The 20,286-nt window shown below is 62.4% G+C and carries 17 protein-coding genes and 2 pseudogenes; 5 read left to right on the forward strand and 14 right to left on the reverse strand.

What is annotated here, in order from left to right; all coding sequences use genetic code 11:
• Positions 1-41 precede the first annotated feature (41 nt).
• The 13 genes and pseudogenes from OKW44_RS05860 to OKW44_RS05920 form a co-directional block, all read right to left on the reverse strand.
• The gene (locus OKW44_RS05860) at positions 42-1,034 is read right to left on the reverse strand and encodes an acetamidase/formamidase family protein (protein ID WP_429409649.1); all 993 of its coding nucleotides are present in this window, start codon (positions 1,032-1,034) and stop codon (positions 42-44) included.
• Positions 1,035-1,047: 13 nt separating this feature from the next.
• On the reverse strand, positions 1,048-1,755 hold the full coding sequence (locus tag OKW44_RS05865; protein ID WP_018421041.1) for an ABC transporter ATP-binding protein: 708 nt from the start codon (positions 1,753-1,755) through the stop codon (positions 1,048-1,050).
• The gene (locus OKW44_RS05870) at positions 1,752-2,462 is read right to left on the reverse strand and encodes an ABC transporter ATP-binding protein (RefSeq protein ID WP_018421040.1); all 711 of its coding nucleotides are present in this window, start codon (positions 2,460-2,462) and stop codon (positions 1,752-1,754) included. The genes OKW44_RS05865 and OKW44_RS05870 overlap by 4 nt, the downstream gene beginning before the upstream one ends.
• The gene (locus OKW44_RS05875) at positions 2,459-3,541 is read right to left on the reverse strand and encodes an ABC transporter permease subunit (protein WP_018421039.1); all 1,083 of its coding nucleotides are present in this window, start codon (positions 3,539-3,541) and stop codon (positions 2,459-2,461) included. Before OKW44_RS05875 ends, OKW44_RS05870 begins: the two co-directional genes overlap by 4 nt.
• A gap of 9 nt (positions 3,542-3,550) precedes the next feature.
• Positions 3,551-4,420 (reverse strand): ABC transporter permease subunit, encoded by an 870-nt coding sequence (locus OKW44_RS05880; RefSeq protein ID WP_018421038.1) that lies wholly within the window; start codon positions 4,418-4,420, stop codon positions 3,551-3,553.
• 68 nt (positions 4,421-4,488) lie between these two features.
• Positions 4,489-5,724 carry an urea ABC transporter substrate-binding protein gene (locus OKW44_RS05885; RefSeq protein WP_018421037.1) on the reverse strand — a complete coding sequence of 412 codons (1,236 nt, stop codon included), beginning with the start codon at positions 5,722-5,724 and terminating at the stop codon, positions 4,489-4,491.
• Positions 5,725-6,514: 790 nt separating this feature from the next.
• A complete protein-coding gene (locus OKW44_RS05890; protein WP_018421036.1) occupies positions 6,515-6,865 on the reverse strand; it encodes a VOC family protein in 351 nt (116 codons plus the stop codon).
• Between the two features lie 128 nt (positions 6,866-6,993).
• Positions 6,994-7,503 (reverse strand): GNAT family N-acetyltransferase, encoded by a 510-nt coding sequence (locus tag OKW44_RS05895; protein ID WP_018421035.1) that lies wholly within the window; start codon positions 7,501-7,503, stop codon positions 6,994-6,996.
• 241 nt (positions 7,504-7,744) lie between these two features.
• Positions 7,745-8,254, reverse strand: coding sequence for a GNAT family N-acetyltransferase (locus OKW44_RS05900; RefSeq protein WP_018421034.1), 510 nt, complete (start codon positions 8,252-8,254; stop codon positions 7,745-7,747).
• 100 nt (positions 8,255-8,354) lie between these two features.
• Positions 8,355-8,927 carry a GNAT family N-acetyltransferase gene (locus OKW44_RS05905; RefSeq protein WP_018421033.1) on the reverse strand — a complete coding sequence of 191 codons (573 nt, stop codon included), beginning with the start codon at positions 8,925-8,927 and terminating at the stop codon, positions 8,355-8,357.
• Positions 8,928-9,029: 102 nt separating this feature from the next.
• Positions 9,030-9,657: pseudogene (locus OKW44_RS05910) on the reverse strand (tyrosine-type recombinase/integrase).
• Between the two features lie 189 nt (positions 9,658-9,846).
• Entirely contained in the window at positions 9,847-10,542 is a 696-nt protein-coding gene (locus OKW44_RS05915; protein ID WP_018421032.1) for an NADPH-dependent F420 reductase, read from the reverse strand.
• Positions 10,543-11,334: 792 nt separating this feature from the next.
• Positions 11,335-12,684: a GDSL-type esterase/lipase family protein gene (locus tag OKW44_RS05920; protein WP_026225912.1), complete on the reverse strand. Its 1,350-nt coding sequence runs from the start codon at positions 12,682-12,684 to the stop codon at positions 11,335-11,337.
• A gap of 458 nt (positions 12,685-13,142) precedes the next feature.
• On the opposite strand from OKW44_RS05920, the gene OKW44_RS05925 reads away from it, so the two are divergent.
• Entirely contained in the window at positions 13,143-14,801 is a 1,659-nt protein-coding gene (locus tag OKW44_RS05925) for a methyl-accepting chemotaxis protein (protein ID WP_018421030.1), read from the forward strand.
• A gap of 252 nt (positions 14,802-15,053) precedes the next feature.
• On the opposite strand, the pseudogene OKW44_RS05930 reads toward OKW44_RS05925, so the two are convergent.
• Positions 15,054-15,152, reverse strand: a pseudogene (locus OKW44_RS05930) (IS3 family transposase); the annotation flags it as partial.
• Positions 15,153-15,161: 9 nt separating this feature from the next.
• Between OKW44_RS05930 and OKW44_RS05935 the strand changes: the two are divergent.
• The 4 genes from OKW44_RS05935 (at position 15,162) to OKW44_RS05950 (ending at position 20,271) form a co-directional block, all read left to right on the forward strand.
• Positions 15,162-15,419, forward strand: coding sequence for a hypothetical protein (locus tag OKW44_RS05935; protein WP_018421029.1), 258 nt, complete (start codon positions 15,162-15,164; stop codon positions 15,417-15,419).
• 365 nt (positions 15,420-15,784) lie between these two features.
• A complete protein-coding gene (locus OKW44_RS05940) occupies positions 15,785-16,792 on the forward strand; it encodes a hypothetical protein (RefSeq protein WP_018421027.1) in 1,008 nt (335 codons plus the stop codon).
• 30 nt (positions 16,793-16,822) lie between these two features.
• Positions 16,823-18,139, forward strand: a complete 1,317-nt coding sequence (locus OKW44_RS05945) for a hypothetical protein (RefSeq protein ID WP_018421026.1) — start codon at positions 16,823-16,825, stop codon at positions 18,137-18,139.
• Between the two features lie 20 nt (positions 18,140-18,159).
• A complete protein-coding gene (locus OKW44_RS05950) occupies positions 18,160-20,271 on the forward strand; it encodes a hypothetical protein (protein ID WP_051103797.1) in 2,112 nt (703 codons plus the stop codon).
• Positions 20,272-20,286 lie beyond the last annotated feature (15 nt).

Consider the following 20,286-nt stretch of genomic DNA (forward strand, 5'->3'; position numbering starts at 1 on the left):
CGCGCTGAGGTCTTCGGTGCTTCGATTCGTCTGACTATGTTCTACTTGAGGTAGTGCTTGGCGACCATCGCGCCAACTGTATATTTTGGGTCGACGAAATTGCCGAGGCGAACCTTGCCGACCTGGCTCAGCATCATGTACGCGTCCCACTTGTCGAAGCCGTACTCGGCCGCCATCCACAACACGAGTTCGCGATAGGCGATCCGCGTCGCGTCCTCCAGCGGGCGTGCGCTGCCGATGCTCATGAGCGCGTCCTCATTCTCCAGCCGCGGCCAGGCGATCTGCCAGTTCTTGATCAGATCGAGGCGCACGGTCGTCGTGCTCTGATACTCCACGGCCGTGCCGCACACTTCGCCGTCGCCCTGACAGGCATGCGCATCGCCGATAAACAGGCGCCCGCCCGGCGAGCGGACCGGCAAATAGGTTATGCTGCCCGGCCCCATGTCCGGCACATCCATGTTGCCGCCGTGATTGTCGGGCGTGAGGGAATTGATCGAATCGATTTCGGGCGATAGGCTCAGCGTGCCGATATGTGGCTTGTACGGCAGCGTATTGCGCTTGCTCCAGTACACGTTCTCCCCATCTTCGTCGATCTTGATCTTGCGTACGACTTCCGGCAACGGCTCGTTGAGCAATGCAGTGTAGTCGGTGCCCGTCAATGCGCCGAAGTTCGGTATCATGCAACAGAAGCCGTGCGGATCCTCGCCGCGCGGCGCCATCTTCTCGATGTACACCGCCACCACGTCGCCCTTTTCTGCACCCTCGATCATGATCGGTCCGTTCTGCGGATTGAGAAACGGCACTTGCAGCACCTGTGACGGCTTGTCGGTTTCCTCCTTGATCTTGCCCTCGAACGCATCGCGCGTTTCCACCACCACGCGATCGCCGGGTTTGACGTGCAGCACCGGCTGCGAATACGGCCCGATGGTGTAGTGATACGTCTGCTGCATCTCTTCGGTGAGATGGTGCTCCACCGGTTCCCGATCCGCGCCGACACCGCGCTTCATCATGATCGATTCTTCAAGCCATTTCATGTTCCGCTCTCCGTCACAGTGCCAAGTACTGGCGAATCAATTGCTCGTCCCCGAGTTGTGCAGGGCTCAATACATCGACGATACGGCCCTTGTCCATCACGCAGCAGCGTGTCGCGATCCGTTCGACCATGCCCATGTCCTGCTCGACGAGCACCACGCCGATGCCCGTCTCGCGCGCGATCTGCTGCAACGTCTCGCCGATCAGATCGACGATCGACGGCTGAATGCCTTCCGACGGTTCATCGAGCAGGAGCACCTTGGGCGCGCTGATGAGCGCGCGCGCAATCGCGAGTTGCTGCTGTTCGCCGCCGCTCATGGTTCCCGCTTTCTGCGTGTAGCGCTTCTTCAGGATGGGAAAGTAGCCGACGACTTTCTCTTTCATTTGCGCGGCCTGCGCGCGATTCGCCTGTGCGCCGACCTGAAGGTTCTCGGCGACCGTCAGCGCGCCGAAAATCTCGCGGCCCTGCGGCACGTATCCCATGCCTTTCTGCGCGCGAACGTACGGTTTTTCGTGGCCGATCGCAGCGCCGTCGAGTTTGATTTCACCAGCATCGAGCCTGATCAGTCCGATGAGCGCGCGCATCAGCGTCGTCTTGCCGACTCCGTTACGGCCGATCAGCGCCAGCACCTCGCCGCGCTCGATACCGATCGATACCCCGTTCAGCACGCGGCCGCCACCGTATCCCGCTTCTACGCCTGACACTTCGAGCAACGCGCTCATTTCTTCTTTCCCAAGTAGACCTCGGCGACATCGTCGCGGGCGAGGATTTCGTCGAGCGGGCCGTCCGCGAGAACACTCCCCCCGTGCAGCACCGTCACGCGCGAGGCGATCTGCTTGACGAACGTCATGTCGTGCTCGACGACCATCATCGTGAGACCGTCCGCTGACAGACGCTTGATGAGCTCACCCGTCGCGTGCGTTTCCTCGACCGACATGCCGGCCACGGGTTCATCGAGAAACAGCAGTTTGGGTCGCAGGGAGACGGCCATCGCGATCTCGAGCCATTGCTTCTTGCCGTGCGACAGATTGCGCGCGAGCACGCCGTCCTCGCTCTCCAGCATGAAGCGCTGTAGCAGTTCGCCGAGGCTATCGGGGCGGTCGTCTTTCGCGCGATGCAGCGACAGTTGCAGATGCTGGCGCACGCTCAGGTCCGGAAACACGCCGGGAATCTGGAACTTGATGCTCATGCCCATGCGGATGCGCTCGTGAGGCAGCACATGGCTCATGTCCTGGCCGAGAAACATCACACTGCCTTCCGAGGGGCGATGCTCGCCCGTGATGAGCTTGAAGAACGTGCTCTTGCCCGCGCCGTTCGGCCCGATCACGCAGCGAATCTCACCCGCGTCGATGCTGAAGTCGATGCCGTTGATAACGTGGGCGCCGCCGAAATGCTTTGTGAGTCCGCGCGTTTCCAGGAGCGTGGTCATGACTTGCCCTCCTCTCGTTTGAGACCTGCGCCAACGGGGCGCGCGCCGTCGCCCGTGCGGCTGGAGAGACGTTTCAGCTGCCGCGTAACGAATGGCAGCAAGCCTTCGGGCGCGCCCAGCACGACGATCAGCAGGATCGCACCGAGCAGGATCAACGCGTACTGGCTGCCGTACACCGCGAGATTCTGCGAGAGCCAGACGAGCAGCGCGGTGCCGAGAATGGTTCCGCCGATGCTCTTCCTGCCCGAGGTCGCGACCCAAATGACCGGCATCGCGGCCGCGGTGAGGCCCATCGTCGAGGGGGTGATATATGAACCCCAGATCGTGTAAAGCGCCCCAGACAATCCGCCCAGCGTGCAACCCAGCACGAACACGAGTAGCTGATGACGACGGATGTCGACGCCGAGCATCTCGGCGCGTTGCGGGTTCTCGCGGATCGCGATGAGCGTGAGGCCGAAGGTGCCATCGAGCAGCCTGCGCATCACGACATAGACCACGATCAACAGGATCACCACGAGATAATAGAAGCTCACGTTTTCCAGCGTGAGGGGTCCGTCCCGCCAAGGAATCGTGAGCGGCGCCATGCCGCCCATGCCGTTGTAGCCGTTCAGCCGCGCTTCACCGATCGCCCATTGCGGTCCCGCCGTCTGCGACATGAACGTTTCGAGCACAAGCGTCACCGAGAGCGTGACGATGCCGATGAACACGCCCTTGATGCGGCCGTAGAAAATCATATAGCCGATCAGCGTGGCGACCACGACGCTCACCACCAGGCCCACGCCGAGACCGAGCCAGGACTCGAACCACATGTCGCCGTAATTCAGAGTGAAGATGCCGTAGCTATAGCCCGACAGTCCGAAGAACGCGGTCTGTCCGAACGACAGGATGCCGCCGTAGCCCCACATCGCCGCGAGGCCGACCGCGCTGAATGCCCACAGCAGGCAGTACGCGAGGTTGCCACTGGTGTTCGCATCGACGATGAGCGGCAGGCACAGCGCCACGAGCCAGGGCATCGCACGCAGCGCGCGTGTCGAGGCGCTGGTGTGAGACGTCTTTGAAGGCATTTTCGCTTGCTTCACGTCTGCCTCCTAGCGCAAGCGGGTGAAGAGATTACCGAGGCCCTGCGGCATCAGCCGAATCACGACGATGACCGTCACGAGCAGCCCGATCTGCCCGAACAACTGGCCGTAAGATGCCGTGAGCGCCGTCTGGATGATGGCGAGCACGCCAGCGGCCGGCGTCGTTCCCGCAATCACGTTCGCACCGCCGACGACCACCGAAACGAACGCCTGCACGATAAAGTTGCTGCCCATCGTCGGGACCGCCGTCATGGTCGGTGCGTAGAGCCCGCCTGTGAGACCTGCCAGCCCCGCGCCGAGCGCGAAGGTCAACGTATAGAGCCGGTCCGTGCGCAGCCCGAGGCATTGCGCAATATTCGGGTTCTGGATCGTCGCGCGCGCACAGACGCCGTAGTTCGTCTTGAAGAACATAAGGTAGAGGCCGAAAAGGATCGCCAGCGCGATGAGTGGCAGCACGGCGCGATAAGTCGAGAACGAATAATCGCCGAGCGAGAACGACCCGAACGGCGTGCCGATGCCTTCGATGGACGGTCCGGCGACGAGCAGCATCGTCTGCTGCACGATGAGGCTGATCGCCCATGTCGCCACGACAGAATCGAACACGCGGTCGTAAAGATGACGAATCACGAGTCTTTCGACGATCACGCCTGCGAGCGCCGCCGCGATCGCGCCGAGCAGCATCGCGAGCGGCAGCGGCACGCCGCGTTTGGCCGCGATGATGGTGACATACGCCCCGCACATGATGAACTCGCCATGCGCGAGATTGATGACGCCCATCATGCCGAAGATCACCGCGAGCCCGAGCGCCGCGAGCACCAGATAGGCGAAGTTGTCGCCGAACTGATAAACGAGCGAATAGAGAACCGATAAGGTGGCCATGCGCGCTCCACGTTCAGGAGGCCGGCGCGCGCGCGTGCCGTGTGTATCGAACGCGCGCCGGCTTCGGATCAGGACTTCTTGGGCAGATTCGACGGCGTGTACTGACGATGGTCCGGCTTGTTCGGCAGATCGCAACCGACCTTGCCGAGCCAATACGGCTGCACGTCGTCCCAGACCTTCGGAATCTCGACGGAGTGGTCCTCCTTCACGTGCACGAGATAGATGGTGTGGCTCGCGTGGTGGCTCTTCGGATCGATACAGACCTTTCCTTGCTCACCTGTCGTGCAGATGTCGCCGCTTTCCAGCGCCTTGCGCACCGCATCCTGATTCGTCGACTTGGCCTTTTCCGCCGCGGCCTTGTAGAGATAGATGGCGTCGTAGGCGTTCGCCGCTTCCTGATTGATATACGGCTCGTTGGGGAACTTGGCATGGAAGCGCTTCTTGAAGTCGTTGCTCGCGGGCGAATCGACTTCTTCGACGTAGTTTGCCGTAACGTACATGTCCTTGAGCGCAGGCGGTTTGAAGCGCTTGTGCTCATACGCCTGACCGACGTTGACCGAACTCGCCATCGGCAGGTTCAGATGCGCCGATGCCTGTTGCTCGTAATACGACGCCTGATTCGCGCCGACCAGCAGCGTGACCACGAAGTCAGGCTTCGCCTTCTGGATGTTCTGGATCGTCTGGCCGAACTGCGATACGGAAAGCGGAATGAACTCCTCACCCGCCATCGTGCCGCCGTTCTCCTTCACGATGTTGCGCACCCACTCCGCCGAGATCTGCCCGAAGTTATAGTCGGCGGCGATGGTGTACACCTTCTTGCCGTATTTCTGCATCATCCACGGAATCAGCGTCGAGAACTGCTGCTCGGGCACCGCGCCGGTCACGAAGGTGTTCGTATCGCAGACGCCGCCTTCATACTGATTGTCATACCAGTAGAGCTGATGCGCGCGGTCCATGATCGGCCGGATAGCTTCGCGCGAGGCGCTGGAGAACGCGCCGAAAATCACGTCGGGCTTGTCGGTCTGGACGAGATGCCGCGCGAGTTCCTGAAACTTGGTGTTGTCCGACTGCGTATCGTAGGCGATCAGCGTCACCGGGCGTCCGAGGATGCCCCCCTTCGCGTTGATCTCATCGACCGCGAGCTGGGTGGCGTGGATCTTCGGAATCGTTGCCAGCGCGAAATTTCCCGAAGCATCCTCCAGCAAGCCGATTTTCACGGGATCGGCGGCGCTCGCGGCGAGCGAGGTCAGTGCAAGTCCTGCGGTGAGGGCGAGACGCATCCAGCCCGACGGCTTCAGCAACATGCGGGTTCTCCAGAAGTAGAAGTGAGCGCTAGAACAACAGGGGAAACTCGGAGAAAAAAAACCCCCTGGCGAACCATTGGTTCGCCAGGGGGCTTCTGTGCCGGGTCCTCGGGCGGACGTCTTTGTCGGGCCTCAAGGTATGGCCCAAGTCTAAGTCGCTGTATTTTTACTTGTCAACAGTGGTCAAAAATCGACGGGAGCATTGGATGCGGAGTTCGCCTCCTCCACGCCGCTCGTGAATCCACCCTCGGCGACCATCGTCTCGCGTCGAATCAGGAGAGCCCGGCGAATCGCCCGCAGTAATCCTCTCTCCGCGAAAGGCTGGGATCCGCTGCTTACTCCTTCGGACCGCTCCACATCGGTTGATGGTTTCCGTTCAACTATCTGACGCGCGATCGCAACATCGCGTGTTGCTCGTAGCATTGGCGCTGAGTGGGTCGATCCGAAATCAGGCGACCATTGCTTACGGATCGGCACGAGCCATGCGCGCGCCGTAGGACCCCATGCGGGCGGCCCTGTCCGCGCCTTTGACTTGTCGGAAACGAAGCCCGTGCAACAACCATTTGCTCACGGCAACTGGCCGTAGCAGGCTTGCAAGCAGTCGACCAGGAAAACGACGTGAACGTCTCAAAGTGGCCGACCAGCGCCCGACGAACGAGCGCGACGATCGACTCGGGCGTGCGAGCTATGCAAAAGGCATGAGCCGACCCACAACAGCCCGTTGACGCCCTGAGGAACGGACACTCGCGACGGGCAACGCGGGCCTAGATTTTCGGGGTAGAACAACCGATTAGTCGTGACATGCGCAAAGTTCGAACTCGTGGCCATCAGGGCTAACCAACACAATGCTCTTCATGGCTTCATTGTTTAGCCCGTCGAGAGCGACTGTTGCCCCGAAAGCCTTGGCGCGATCCAGAAATATATGCAAGGCGGATACGTCAAATTCGAACACAGGAACGCATCCGCTCCCGACGAACTCATCGCCAAAATCATTTAGCAGCAACCCGAAGCGGACTTCACCGAGCGAGAATTCGGTCCACTTATCCGACCTGCGGTTCGGCGCGCGTTCCAACAGGTTTTCCCAGAAAGCAGAACTGCGTTCCATGTCCGACACTTTCAAATAGGTGGTTCTAATCCGCATTGAATGCTCCAAGAACGTTTTCGGAAAGACGCAACAGATAAAAGAGGTTTCAAAAGTTTCACGTGAACAATTAATTGTCCACGATCTATGCACGAATATAGACTGACCGTTCGTGGCCGAGCATCGCCTCATGCGACTGGCCTATCCCCAGCAATAGGCAGTTGCTTTCCCATCTCGAACGCACGAAGCTCGTAGCCAAGTTCCTGATACAAATCGACCGCCTGTTCATTAAACGCCCAAACGGTCAGCCTCATGTCGTTGGCACCGTTTTTTCGTGCCCACTCTTCAGCAAGTTTCATCAGCGTGCTCCCGACGCCGCGTCCCCGCAGTCGTTCCAAAACAGCGACTGAGCCAATGCGGCCAACGGTCAACGGTTGCAACAGTGGACTTGTCGGCTGCATCACCTGAACGGTGATAAAGCCGACCGCCGTGCTGCCATGCTCGGCGAGAAACATGGCTCGATCTTCTCCCTGAAGGCTAGATAGCCAGTGCGGCTTGTCTCGAGCGAACTCTTCAGTGGCGTTTGCATAGACGTCAGGACGTGCCTGATGGTGGATCGCGTTCAAGATTTGACCCAACTCGCAAATTTTCAAAATGTCGTCCACGGTTGCGCGGCGATAGCTTATCGAGTCGGTCATCTTCAGCTCTTGATGGTGGGGAAATAAAAAAAGGCGCCTTAAGCGCCTTGGTCGTTTGCACATGGAATGGACCGTGAGGTCGAATTCCTTGCTATGGACGTAACGACCCACGGCGCAGCGGATAGCGACCGTGATGATGGTGGTGGGCCTTGCTCGGGACGTTACGAAGTTCCATGCTGTCAATATTGGCACAAAAAAAATTTCTGCGTGAGCACATTATTTTTTTGAGTGGCGGCTGTGTCTAACCGGGCATATCGGCCAGCAACGCCCATCGCTCGTGGTCGCGCCATTCGCCATTTATGCGGAGATAGCGAGGAGAAAAACCTTCCTGTTTAAAACCCAACCGCCGCACAAGTGCGATCGACGCGATATTCCCTGGTTGAATATTTGCCTCCACCCGATGCAATCCAAGTTCGCTGAAAGCATAGATCACAGCTGCCCGTACCGCGTCCGTCATCAACCCTGCCCGGGCGAAGTTCGACATTCCGTAATACCCGAGATAGGCGCTGCGAAAAGCGCCCATTACTATTTCGTTAATGTTCACCACACCGATAATTTGAATCGATGCCACTTCACGCGCAATGAGGCCGACGTTCGACCCGGTGAGACAACCTGAAAACCAGTTATCGAAGCCCGATTGATCGGTAAAGGATGTGACCCAAGGCAGATGATAGTCCTGACTTGCTGATTTTGCGGCGATCAAATCGGCGGCGTCGGCACGGATCACTCGGCTTAGCTGAATGCCACTCATGATGCTCCATCGTATAGGCGTGTGCAGGGCTTGAATTGTCGCCGATCCAACAGAGATGGATCAATCTCCGGAGTTGGCCGAACAGGGTCCGACAGGTTTCTCAGTCGTCTAGCTCAATGCGATAACGAAGAGTTTCCGCGAATCCATAGGCGGCGGTCTTTTTGAACCGGTCAATCAGGACACCACTGCATGCTGCGATCACCCGCTGTGAGGCTATATTTTCAGGATCAACCGTTAGTTCCACGTAGGGCAAGCCTTGCAGCCTCGCTTCGCCAAGCATCAAATTGAGCGCCTGCTTGGCGTAGCCGTTGCCTCGCTTCCACGGCACGACTGAGAAGCCGATATGTCCGAGCACATACGGCGGCAATTCGGCAGATCCAGCCTGCCAACGAAATCCGATCGCACCGCTAACATCGCCGTCCCAAATCCATCGGATGATGCTTGGAAGACGGGCAACGGTCGAGCCATCGGGCAAAGGAATCGGGCCGCCTGATGCGGTCGGATCATCCAGCCCGTCGACGAATGCCTCTGCGTTCAGCTCGATAGCATTCAACTGTTCGCGCGCAGCGACCTCCTTACGAACATTGTCAGGTGACCATCCCGCCTCAAGGGCCGAAACGTAGCTTGCCAGCAACGCGGTCGTAGGCCTCAAGAGTTCGATCTCAGTTGTCATTTTCTTCGCCTCGGGAGGAATGATTGACAACAGTTTAAGCGGCGGCGTCGAGTGTCTCAAAGTGGCCGGACAGCGAACGATCGCAGGCCGGCCGCCTGCCGCTCAGACCTCGGTCTGTTCGGCCATCTCAAGCGCATCGTCGACTTCGATGCCTAGATATCGAACGGTACTCTCCAGCTTCGTATGTCCGAGCAGCAACTGTACGGCACGGAGGTTTTTCGTCCGGCGATATATCAATGATGCCTTCGTCCGGCGCATCGTATGCGTGCCGTATGCCGTGTCGTCGAGACCGATCGAGCGTACCCAGCGATGCACGAGTCGCGCGTACTGACGCGTTGATAGATGGGGCGATTCGTGAATCCGGCCTGGAAACAGGAAGTCAGAAGGTGAGAGCCCTGCGGCCTTTATCCAGACTTCCACACTCTCCCTGGTTTGCTCAGTGATTTCGAACTGCACGGGTCGTTGCGTCTTCTGCTGCATCACAGTCGCCCGGGGCGCAACGCGGGAGCCGAGGCAGATGTCGCGCACTCGTAGTTTAGTCAGGTCGCATGCCCTCAGCTTGCTGTCGATCGCCAGATTAAACATCGCAAGATCACGGGTTTTCGCCCCGAGCTGCAGCCTGATCCGGATGGCCCAGATTTCCCTGAGCTTCAGCGGGCGGCTTCTGCCCGGTCAGCTTGTCTTTGTTCCATGGCACACGCGCGACGCTGTTGTTGGTTGTCGCTTCCATCACGATCTCCTTTCAAGGGAAGGGAGACCCAGTTTGCGTCAAGCGGCGGTGGGCGATAGCCGACCCATAGCCGCTATTGCGACCGTGTTGGCCAAAGGTCCGCTCTCGAGCACACAACGGACCTCTCGTACTGGCCGCGTCTTTCCAGCACGCGGCAACGGACTTCGACAAGTCTGTCGTCGCCTGGCTTCAAGCAGGCTGATCGAAGCTGCCGGGGCTCTTGTCCGTGGCCGTCCACTGCGAAGTACGAGCTCGATCCGCCTTCCGCAAGCCGGCCTTCAGGCCTTCAGTGTCGAAGTCCGTCGTATAGACTGGCGTGCCGGGCTGGTGACGCCAGGAGTCGTCGATACCGCCATTATCGACGGCATCGAAACCCACTTCGTTGACGAGCTGCATCACTGTCGCCTTGGCGTCGGCGCTATCGCCCGAGACTGGCAGCGCAATCCGCCCGGGTGCGCCTTCCGGCTTGCCGAGATTGCGCAAATGATCCGCGTAGATGCTGTTGAACACCTTGATTACTGGCCGGCCGATCTGCTGCGCGACCCACGCGCTTTCCGTCATTCCGGACTCGATCCCGTCGATGCGGCCATCGCGCTCGCGTGGATAATAATTGCCAGTATCGATTACAACCGTGGTTTCCGGCACGTCGTCGAACAGGCCGGCAGGCAGATCGAGCACCTTCTTTTCGGGAATCGTGACCACGATCACTGCTGCACCGCGGACCACATCCGCGAGTTCGGCTGGTTTCGCGCCAGTTTCGCGGGCGACATCGGCGAGCGTATCCGGCCCGCGCGAGTTGCCGATAAGCACCTCGTGCCCTTGTTCGACCCAGCGCAGCGCCAGCACCCTCCCTATATTCCCCGCGCCAATGATGCCAATTTTCATACACCCTCCTGTTCTTTCCGTTGACTGAAGCGGGACGCGCACAACGGCCATGCCCATGCGAGTTGACCATCCCCGCGGACTCGCCATAGCCTAGCATCATCCGGGCTGAGATACTGGGCCGTTCCGTCCCGCAGTATGGGCGGCCTTGGGCCAACAGCGCATCGCGGGTCCAGCCTTCCTGCGGCCTGCTCATGCGCAGCTTGTAATCGCCAAAACGCTTCAGGTTGTGGGTTGGATACGGACTCAGGAACTCCAGGCCTCGGGCGGATCGACTGAACCAGTCGCGCGGTGAAGTGGGCCAGCGCGGCCCGTGTAGTGAGTTTTCCTAACCGGGTACTGCGTGACGCGACAGGCTCGTGCCGACCCATCTCTGCCGTTCGACCAACCACGGCTCCACCGGCAGCTTCCAACGCCCAAACGGCCATTCGGTCGTTCATATTGACTGGCTGGTACTTGTCCGTGTCTCTAATTGGCTTGTCCAACTTGATGGCGATTCTCGTAGGCAGGCTCGCCGTTGCTGCACTAAACCTCGTCACTGGCACGCGTTGTTGTGTCTCGACAGGAGAGCAAGTCGGTTAACGGCGGCGGTTGCTCTATGCGACCCACGGCGTGGGCGTGTGTTCGCTAACCGCTGCTAACTGTCCTTTAACAAGCCAACGGTTGTGAACGGCCTCGATTTCCCCGCAGACATCGTTTGAATGGCGCGACGGTGTCCTGCCATAAAGGTATCGGACCACCAGCGTCGTTGGCTGAGGAATGCGCACGCAGGTTCAGAAACCCAAGATGACGTCATCACTTGAGGCTATCAAGGTCCAATGCGTCGGCGATCGCCTGCATGCCAGCGTCGTTCGGATGCAGGTTGTCACCACTGTTAAAAGCCGGCAGGAAGGAGGTTGGGTCAGCGGGATTGCTCACGGCGCGAGCCTGGTCCAGCACGGCATCGCAGCCGCTCGACGGGCTCAGCACAAACGCGTTGATCGCTTCCCGTGTAGCTTCGATCGCGGGTGTCCAGAACGGCGTGCCGCGAAACGGCGTCAGCGTAGAGCAGATAACCTTGACGTCGACCACATGCGCGCGGGCGATCAACGTTTGAAACGCGGCGATCAGATCCTGCGCGCTGGCTGGTGTCTCGGTGTTGAGGTTGTTGACGGCATCGTCGGAGACGATAGTCCACTTCACTCCCGGCTGGGCCAACGCGTCGCGAATGAAGCGATTGAGGCCCGCTTCGCCCCAGCCATCGGTGAAAAAGTTATTGCCACTGATTCCCTCGTTCAGTACACCGACCGCCATGCCGGCGTCGAACAGGCGCACGGCAAGCTCGTTCGGCCAGCGGCGATTAGCGTTGCTGCTGGATGCAGACCCGTCAGTGATCGACGCGCCAAATGCCACCACCGCGCCCGTTGCCTTGGCGTTTTGGACATCGACGTTCGTCAAAAAATAGTATGCCTGACCGGCAGGGTTAGGGGTGAAGCCGGTGAAGCTCGGATCGGCACCGACGTTGCCCGGCGCGACGTAGACGTCCTGTAGCGAGCCGTCGTGGCCAGTCGAATGCGGTGGCGTTCCGCCGGGCAGATACAGGCTGACGGCAATATCCGCGAGTGACGGCACGTCGAAGGGAACAGGGTCGCTTGCGATTGACGCACCTGCGGGCAGAGTCACGCTTTGTTGGCCTCCGAACGTCACCGTTCTCGTGCTGCTGGCGACCGTAATGGGACCGCTGTCACGCAGGGCAACATAAACGTTGCCGATCACGACTGCCTCGCTCCCATAAAGGTTCGACAACTGCACACGCACGGCAGAACCGCCAATGCTGGTGTGCACGATCTGGCGCACAGTCTCGTTGTTAAACCCCGGTGCATTAGTGACCCATGGTGCGACAGCCCAGGTACCGATCCACGCGATCGATGCCGTGCCATTAGACATTCCTCCGGAACTACTCCCCGATGTTCCGCCAGAACCACTCGCCGATGTTCCGCCGGAGCCCGCTCCCCCACTCGCGCCGGCTCCGCCCGCGCCGCCACCACCACCACCACCACCTCCACCTCCACCACCACAGGAAAGACAGACCGCCGCCAAAAGCGCGATCAGCGCGCGCCGAGGCCACGCGCTAGTGCTATCGGCCAAACCTTGCAATCGGTCCATGGGTGCCTCTCAAGCGGTCAGGAGGACCGCAGGAACGTCAACCTATGCTTGAACAAACGCTTCGACGAAACGTGCACTTTTTATACCCACGAGTCTCCTTGCGTCGGACAATCACACCGATAAACGCGCCAGCTACGATCAGCTTGCCGACGTCCATTGTCCGGGGCGGAGCCGACGTTCTAATGTCGGTTTGAGAGAAAGGTCGAACGGCAGAAGATGGCCGGCTGGTGCCTGATGACGCTCCGTGGAGTCGGCGCACAAGGGCTCTCCGATGCGCCTAGGCAAGGTGGTAACCGAGGGTTTCACAGGATGAAACTTTTGCTCGGATCCGCCGATAACTCGAGCAGGAAACTCTTGGGTGGCCGCCGGACATTTCCGCTGGCGCCGCCCGGAGCAGCCCATACACATGCCACTTCCCACGGCAGGGCGGTTTCCTTTCGTCTGCACGAGGACTCAGGATGCACAAGCTCAGTTTTACGCAGAAGCTTTGGCTGCCGTTGATCATCAGCCTCGTCGCGTTGCTCGCCGTCTCCGTATCGGCGGCGTGGCAGTCGCGCGAGACGCGCATCGAAGAACGTAAGCACGACCTCACGAACATCGCGCACGTTGGACTCAGCATCGTGACGGAGTATGCGGCGCTGGCGCAAAGCGGCGCGTTGCTGGAGGCGGATGCCCGCAAGCAGGCACTCGAACGCCTGCGCGGCGTCCGCTACGGCGAAGACGGCTACTTCCTCGTGATCAATTCGAAGCCGCAGATGGTGATGCATCCGATCAAGCCGGCACTCGAAGGCAGGGATCTCGCGGACAGCGCCGATGCCGACGGCCGTCACCATTACGTGACGTTCGCGTCGACCGCACAGGCGCCGGACGGCGGCTTCGTCGACTACGTGTTCCCGCATCCTGGCGCAGCTTCGACACAGGCGGTCGGCAAGATCGGCTACGTGGTGCGGTATGCGCCGTGGGATTGGATCATCGCAACCGGCGCCTATGTTGACGACATCGACTCTGCGTTCATGGCGTCGTTGTGGCTGATCGGCGCGATCTTCGTGGCCGTGTCCGCGGTCCTCGTGACGCTCGTCGCGGTGACGAACCGCAGCATCGCGCGCACGGTCGGCGGCGATCCGGCCTATGCGGCGAACGTGGCGGACGCGATCGCATCGGGCGACCTGACGGTGGCGATCCGCACGCGCAACGGCGACACGTCAAGCCTCCTACACGTAATGCAGCGGATGCGCGACGCGCTGACGGGTACCATCTGCCAGATCAAGGATGCGTCCGACAACGTCGCGTGCGGCGCGAACGAGATCGCGAACGGCAACGCGGACCTGTCGTCGCGCACCGAGAGCCAGGCTGCGTCGTTGCAGGAAACTGCGTCGAGCATGGAGCAGATGACGGCGATGGTCCGCCAGACTGCAGACAACGCGCGCACTGCCAGCGAGCTTGCGGCCTGCGCCGCGAAAATCGCGAACCGCGGCGGCGACATGGTCACGCAGGCCGTCGCGGCGATGAAGGGGATCTCGAACGAATCGGGTCGCATGGTCGAGATCATCGCGACGATCGAGGGCATCGCATTTCAGACCAACATTCTCGCGCTGAATGCTGCGGTTGAGGCAGCACGCGCGGGCGAGCAAGGCCGCGGCTTCGCAGTCGTCGCGAGCGAGGTGCGCAGCCTCGCGCAGCGTAGCGCGGCCGCGGCGAAGGAAATTCGCGAGCTGATCAGTCATGCGGTGGGCAGCGTCGGCAGTGGTGCAGCGCTGGTCGAAAACACCGGCTCGACGATTGACGAAGCGCGCGACGCGATCATGCGTGTGACCGGTGTCGTGCAGGAAATCGCCGCGGCCGCGGCGGAACAGAGCGCCGGCATCGACCAGATGAATCTCGCGGTCACGCAGATGGACAGCATGACGCAGCAGAACGCGGCGCTCGTCGAGCAGGCGGCGGCCGCAGCACAGTCGCTGAAGGAGCAGGCGATGAGTCTTCAGCGCGCGGCCGCGGCGTTTCAGGTGGGCGACGCTGACGCTAGCCAGAACTATCTGGGCCGTCCTGGCGCACACCGACAGATATCAACCCATTCAAGCGGCCGGACTGACGAACTGATGTCACAACCAGTGAATTAACCTACTTCCTTCATCGAGGTGCGCAAGCGATAGACCCACATTGGCTAACAGGTTGGACCGGGGCAGGGATAACCCGATAAGGCATATGAACCTTTGTGTTCGATGATCAGATGAGGACCCCGCCAGCGCATTCCATAGAGGCCAGCAGGCATCACGACCTGCGCAAACAGGCCGGACATAAGCGTGCGACCTTACCTACCAGCCAATGTGATAAAACCGCTTGCAATCCGGGAGGCGTCCACATAAGCGTTGCCTTAGGTGCCTCATCAGGCGTTGCACCGCCTTGTGGTTCACGATCTGGCCTGACTGCCTGATCGTCGCAGTGATGCGCCGATAACCACAGCGGCCCTGTAGTGCGCGTTGCTGAACATTTATCTTGCCCAGCTCGAAAAGTGGCGCACGGTCGCCAAGTCGGCAGCGTATCGCAGCGGCGAACAGGGCTTGGGCACCGTCTTGCACGAGGTCGCCACGAGGCTGGAGGACAGCGGTTCCGCTCAGGCAGCGGAACTCGTGCGCACGGCGGCGGATCATGTGATACCCGAACAAGGCGCCCTTTCCTGGCTGGCGGACGACGATCTCGACCGCACCGCGCAGCGCATTCACGCCGACCTGAGCTAGTTCGACATCGATGCGCAGCAGTACACGAAGGCGCTCGACCATGTCTTCGAGCAGGTGATCTGGGTCAGCTTCGCCAACGGCGCAATCGGAGGCCGTTGAGCGTCGCGGGCACGTCGCCGGCTTTACGCTGCGCGTAGAACGTCGTCATCGTCACCGCCGCCGCCATGCACGCGAAGCAAGCTTCGCCTGCAACCTGCCGCGGCGCCCTCGAAACGAAGCGCGCTTCGCGCCCGCGCCGCCGCCCGCATCGCGGCGGCCCCGCCCAGTCAACGAATCCCACCGGTCCATGCAGGTGGCACGGTCCTCGCAATCGATCGTGCATGCGAGTCTTCGCGTCTCGCCAACCCAGCAGAAAGGAGCGAAAAATGCACGATATCGGAAGTTCTCGGCCCACCGCCTGGGGTCCCGGATACAACGAGTTTGAGCAGGAGCTGGTCGCGGGATCGTCGGGCGAACTAACGCAGGAATTTGAAAGCGAGTTCGCGGGCGAACTGGAAAGCGAATTCGAGCTTGGCGAGAACGAATTCGAAAACGAGTTCGAATCGGAAGTCTCCGGCGAAATGCAGGAGATGGAGCTTGCCGCCGAACTGCTCGCCGTCAGCAACGAACAGGAGATGGAGCAGTTTCTCGGCGGCCTCGTGAAATCGATCGGCAGGGCCGCGACGAATTTCGCCAAGTCGTCGGCGGGCAAGGCGCTCGGCGGGATCCTGCGCTCGGCCGCGAAGTCCGCGCTGCCGATCGTCGGCAGCGCACTCGGCAACTTCGTCGTGCCCGGCGCGGGCGGCGTGATCGGCGGCAAGCTCGCGAGCATGGCGGGCAGCGCGCTCGGGCTCGAACTCGAAGGCCTGAGCAACGAGGACCGCGAATTCGAAGTGGCGCGCAGGCTCGTGCGTATCGGCCGGCATGCGACCCACCATCTCGTATCGATGCCGCCCAACGTGCCGCCCGCCCGCGCGGCCCGCATCGCGTTTCTGCGCGCGGCGCGTCAGGTCGCACCCGGCTTGCTGCCCGCGATGCGCGCAATCTCGCGCAACACCGGCGTTGGCCCGGCGGCCGCCGGTCGAACGGGGACGCCCAGCCCGATGCCGATCTTCGGGCCGCCCGCGCGCACCGGCTTGCCGACCCGTTACGGCGCCGGCTACGGCACGAGCTACGGCACGGAACCGCTCTACGACGGCGCGCCCGGCATGAACGGGACGATGGGCACGACGGCCGCGCTCGCCCCCGCAAGCGCGGCCACGACGAGCGCCGCCACCTGCCCCTCGTGCGGCACGAGCGTAGCCACCGGGATCGCGCATCACGGCACCTGGCGGCGTTCCCGCAACGGCCGGGCGATCATTCTTTATCTCGCCCCAAATCGCTCGTCTTACTAACCAACCGGGGCCGCCGCGATGAACTCGTGCATGCAAGCGCTGCGTCTGCTCGAACAGGAGGTGCTCGGGATCCGCGCGCGCCTCGATGCGCAGCTTCCCTACGCGCTACAGATGCCGATGGTCCCCGCGGCGAACGTCAGCGACGCGGCGATGTCGGCCATCGAGCGGCACATGCAGGCGGCCCGGCGGCAGCTGCGCAAGCGCATCGCGCAATTCCTGCGGGAGTTGCGCGGCCTCGCGGTCAGCGCGTCGAACGTCGCGCACGCGCAGCGCCGCTATGCGCTGCTGAAGCTGCAATTCCAGGCGGCGCTCACCCACTTCGAGATCTTCGCCGAGGTGCTCACGCAGCGCAGCCAGCACGGCACCGGCATCTGGCTCGCTGGGCTCGACGTGGCGGCGCAGGACGGCTTGCGCCAGCCGGGCGTGCCGCTCGAACCGCCGGCCGTGATCTGCTACGTCGAGCGCGGCCACGGCGGCGCGATCCGGCGCGCGCGCACGCGGCTGCCCGGCGGCGGCGCCAATCCGGTGGCGGTGATTCGCATGCCCCGCGAGCGGATGGTCGGCACCGGCATCGCGGCCTCGCTGTTTCACGAGGTCGGACATCAGGCTTCGGCGCTGCTCGAACTGGCCGATACCTACAAGCGCGAATCGCCGTCGCGTTTCGCGCGCGGGCCCACGCTGTGGCGCGCGTGGGACCGCTGGATCGGCGAGATCGTGGCGGACCTGTGGGCGGTGTCGCGGGTCGGCATCGCGGCGACGTGCGGGCTGATGAGCGTGGTGAGCTTGCCGCGCGCGTTCGTCATGCGCATCGATCTCGACGATCCGCATCCAGCGCCGTGGATTCGCGTGAAGCTGTCCATCGCGATGGGCCGCGCGCTCTATCCGCATCCGCAATGGTCCGCGCTCGAAGCGGTCTGGGAACGCCTCTACCCGCGCTCGCAAATGAACCCCGCGCAGCGCGCGTCGTTCGATGCGCTGTCCCGCGCGATGCCGCCCTTCGTCGCGATGCTGCTCGCGCTGCGGCCGCCCGCGCTGCACGGCCGGACCATCGGCGCGGCGCTCAGTCTGCCCGACCGCCATCCCGATGCGTTGCTGGCGCGCTGGCAGCACGTCAAGGCAAGCCCCCAGCAACTGCTCGCCGACTATCCGACGCTGTCGTTCGCCGTGCTCGGCCAGGCGCGCTATAGCGGCCTGCTGCCCGCGCAAACGGAGCTGCGCGTGATCGCCGAGCTGTTGCAGCGCTGGGCGCTCGCCGGCTATTTGCCGTGGCGCGCCGGCAGCGCGCAGCTGAGCGTGGTGCTCAACCAGCGCAAACCGCACGAGCGGCCCCTCGCCGCTTACGCATGATTCTCTGAAGGAGAGACACGATGACCACCAAGACTTTCCAGGACGTGCTGCGCCTCAAAGCGGACCCGATGCACGCCGAGGAGGCCGGCCCGCACAGCTTCACCGTGCAGATGCCGCCCGACACGCTGCACGCCACCGAAAAGGACGGCCTCGGCCTGCTCGTGCGCAACGACGACTACACGCCGCACCGTCCGCAGACTGCCGCGCCCGGCGCGAGCATCGGCGGCTCGATCACGATCGTGCTGAAGGAAAAAGCGCGCGCCGAGCGCGATGCAGGCGATCTGTTCGTCATCCTCGAAGACACGATCGCCGCCTTCGTGACGCCAGACACGCCGGTCAAGGAGCAGCAGCGCATCGTCGCGCAGCTGATCACCGGCAAGCACGTCACGCTGACCGGCTCGTTCACCGCACCGGCCACGGCGCCCGCGCCGGCGCTCCCGGTGCCGGCAGCCGACCCCGTCGCGCTCGCGCCGCCGGCTGCCGATCCACTGCCCGCCGCCGCGGCGGACACGGTGCCGCAAATGATGCGGCTGGACAACCCGGCCGCGCCGCCGGTGCCGGTGCTGGGGCGCGGCGCCAATCCGGTCGCCGGCAATCTGCCCGACGTGCCGGACGAGATCGCCGATCGCTCCGCCGTGCTCGACGTCAGCAAGGCGTTCGGCCAGCCCGCGCCCGTCACGCTGCGCCGCACGACGCGTCCGTTGACCGCCGACATCGCGCTGTGGATTCTCGTCAAGCGCAATTCGCAGATGCTTTCGTGGGACAACTACCGGCGCAATCTCGACCTGCTGTTCTTCCCGGCGTCGGCGAACGAGCCGCAGCCGCTCTACCCCGAAGCCGCGAAGCTGAGCCGGCGCCGCTTCCTGCCGTTCACCGATACCGACGCGTATCGCGCGCTGAAGGTCGCGACCGAGGCGTTCGTCGTCACGTGGGGCGCGATCGTGCCGACCGAACCCGACGCGATCGCCGTCACGAGGCTGCTCGCCGCCGATGCGCGCGCGATCGGCATCGCCAACGAACGGCTCGGCCTCGACATCACGGCGGACCTCCCGAGTCTGGTCGACAAGTATTTCGACGAGACCGGCGCCAGCACGGATGCGACCGTGCCGTATCTGGAGCGGGTGGTGAATCAGTTGCAAGGCACCGGCGCGGCCGAGGTGGTCGAGACGCAGGCGCAGTTTCTGCGCGGCCAGCCCGATCAGTGCGGCGACACCTGTCTGTGGCTTTCGCGCTGGAACAACGACTTCTCCGCCAAGCTATTGCGGCCGCCGCTCGTCGAGCTGATCTGGAGCTACTGGATGGAAGAGTTGCAACTCGTGCAGACCATGAACGCGGTCTCGCGGCGCTTCCAGAACATCTCCAGCGGCCCGCGCGATCCGCTCGCGCAACTCGAACTGGACGCGCTGCGGCCGCTGAACAACCTGATCTGGGGCTGGGTGCAGGACGAACCGCATCGCCTGCCGATCGAGCGGCGCGCGGCCGAATACGCGCACCAATACGGACTGCAGCTGTTCGGCCGCGCCGTGCCGAAGATGCGCACCGCCGACAACCGCAGCCGCTTCCTCGAAGCTTTCCACACGCTGCTGAACCTGTGCGTGCCGTTCTTCCGCCAGGCCGACGACACCACCGTCGTGCCCGACGGCTTTCCGATCCTGAACGCGCTGCGCGAGGTCCACCTGATTCTCTCGGAAGGCGCGCACAACCAGTTCCTCGACATGCCGACGACCTCGCGCATCGAAATGCTGATGCAGCAGTGGCTGCTCGCGCGTACCGAGTTCCGCGAGTATCTGCCGCGCCGCGCGATGGTCGCGTACCCGGAACCGTGGATGCATTCGGTGGAAAGCATGCGCAAGCTGCAGGGCTGGGGCGACACCAACACGTTCCAGTTCTGGCAGCTCGCGACGATGGGCGAGCAGATCGTCTCGTCGATCCGCTGGGGCGACTGGAATTCCATCAACGATCCGGTCAATGCATCGAACTGGGCCACCTTCTTCCGGCCCGAGATCCAGGCGTACATCCATTCGTACCGCGCGGTGACCGGCGTGGACGTGAGCCTGGAGCCGGTCGACGTGCAGTTGCCGGGCGTGCATCTGCTGCGGCGGCAGCGCGAGCGCAAGACGCTCGCGGCGTGAGCGGCCGCGAGCCTC

It is taken from the genome of Paraburkholderia lebeckiae, from assembly GCF_050436325.1.
GTDB lineage: Bacteria > Pseudomonadota > Gammaproteobacteria > Burkholderiales > Burkholderiaceae > Paraburkholderia > Paraburkholderia tuberum.

Excerpts from the sequence above, each read along its gene's own strand:
- OKW44_RS05895 (WP_018421035.1), bottom strand. The coding sequence starts at position 7,503 with ATGACCGACTCGATAAGCTATCGCCGCGCAACCGTGGACGACATTTTG.
- OKW44_RS05945 (WP_018421026.1), top strand. The coding sequence starts at position 16,823 with ATGCAAGCGCTGCGTCTGCTCGAACAGGAGGTGCTCGGGATCCGCGCG.
- OKW44_RS05915 (WP_018421032.1), bottom strand. The coding sequence starts at position 10,542 with ATGAAAATTGGCATCATTGGCGCGGGGAATATAGGGAGGGTGCTGGCG.
- OKW44_RS05920 (WP_026225912.1), bottom strand. The coding sequence starts at position 12,684 with ATGGACCGATTGCAAGGTTTGGCCGATAGCACTAGCGCGTGGCCTCGG.
- OKW44_RS05890 (WP_018421036.1), bottom strand. The coding sequence starts at position 6,865 with ATGCGGATTAGAACCACCTATTTGAAAGTGTCGGACATGGAACGCAGT.
- OKW44_RS05905 (WP_018421033.1), bottom strand. The coding sequence starts at position 8,927 with ATGACAACTGAGATCGAACTCTTGAGGCCTACGACCGCGTTGCTGGCA.
- OKW44_RS05900 (WP_018421034.1), bottom strand. The coding sequence starts at position 8,254 with ATGAGTGGCATTCAGCTAAGCCGAGTGATCCGTGCCGACGCCGCCGAT.
- OKW44_RS05870 (WP_018421040.1), bottom strand. The coding sequence starts at position 2,462 with ATGACCACGCTCCTGGAAACGCGCGGACTCACAAAGCATTTCGGCGGC.
- OKW44_RS05880 (WP_018421038.1), bottom strand. The coding sequence starts at position 4,420 with ATGGCCACCTTATCGGTTCTCTATTCGCTCGTTTATCAGTTCGGCGAC.
- OKW44_RS05860 (WP_429409649.1), bottom strand. The coding sequence starts at position 1,034 with ATGAAATGGCTTGAAGAATCGATCATGATGAAGCGCGGTGTCGGCGCG.
- OKW44_RS05940 (WP_018421027.1), top strand. The coding sequence starts at position 15,785 with ATGCACGATATCGGAAGTTCTCGGCCCACCGCCTGGGGTCCCGGATAC.
- OKW44_RS05885 (WP_018421037.1), bottom strand. The coding sequence starts at position 5,724 with ATGTTGCTGAAGCCGTCGGGCTGGATGCGTCTCGCCCTCACCGCAGGA.
- OKW44_RS05950 (WP_051103797.1), top strand. The coding sequence starts at position 18,160 with ATGACCACCAAGACTTTCCAGGACGTGCTGCGCCTCAAAGCGGACCCG.
- OKW44_RS05865 (WP_018421041.1), bottom strand. The coding sequence starts at position 1,755 with ATGAGCGCGTTGCTCGAAGTGTCAGGCGTAGAAGCGGGATACGGTGGC.
- OKW44_RS05925 (WP_018421030.1), top strand. The coding sequence starts at position 13,143 with ATGCACAAGCTCAGTTTTACGCAGAAGCTTTGGCTGCCGTTGATCATC.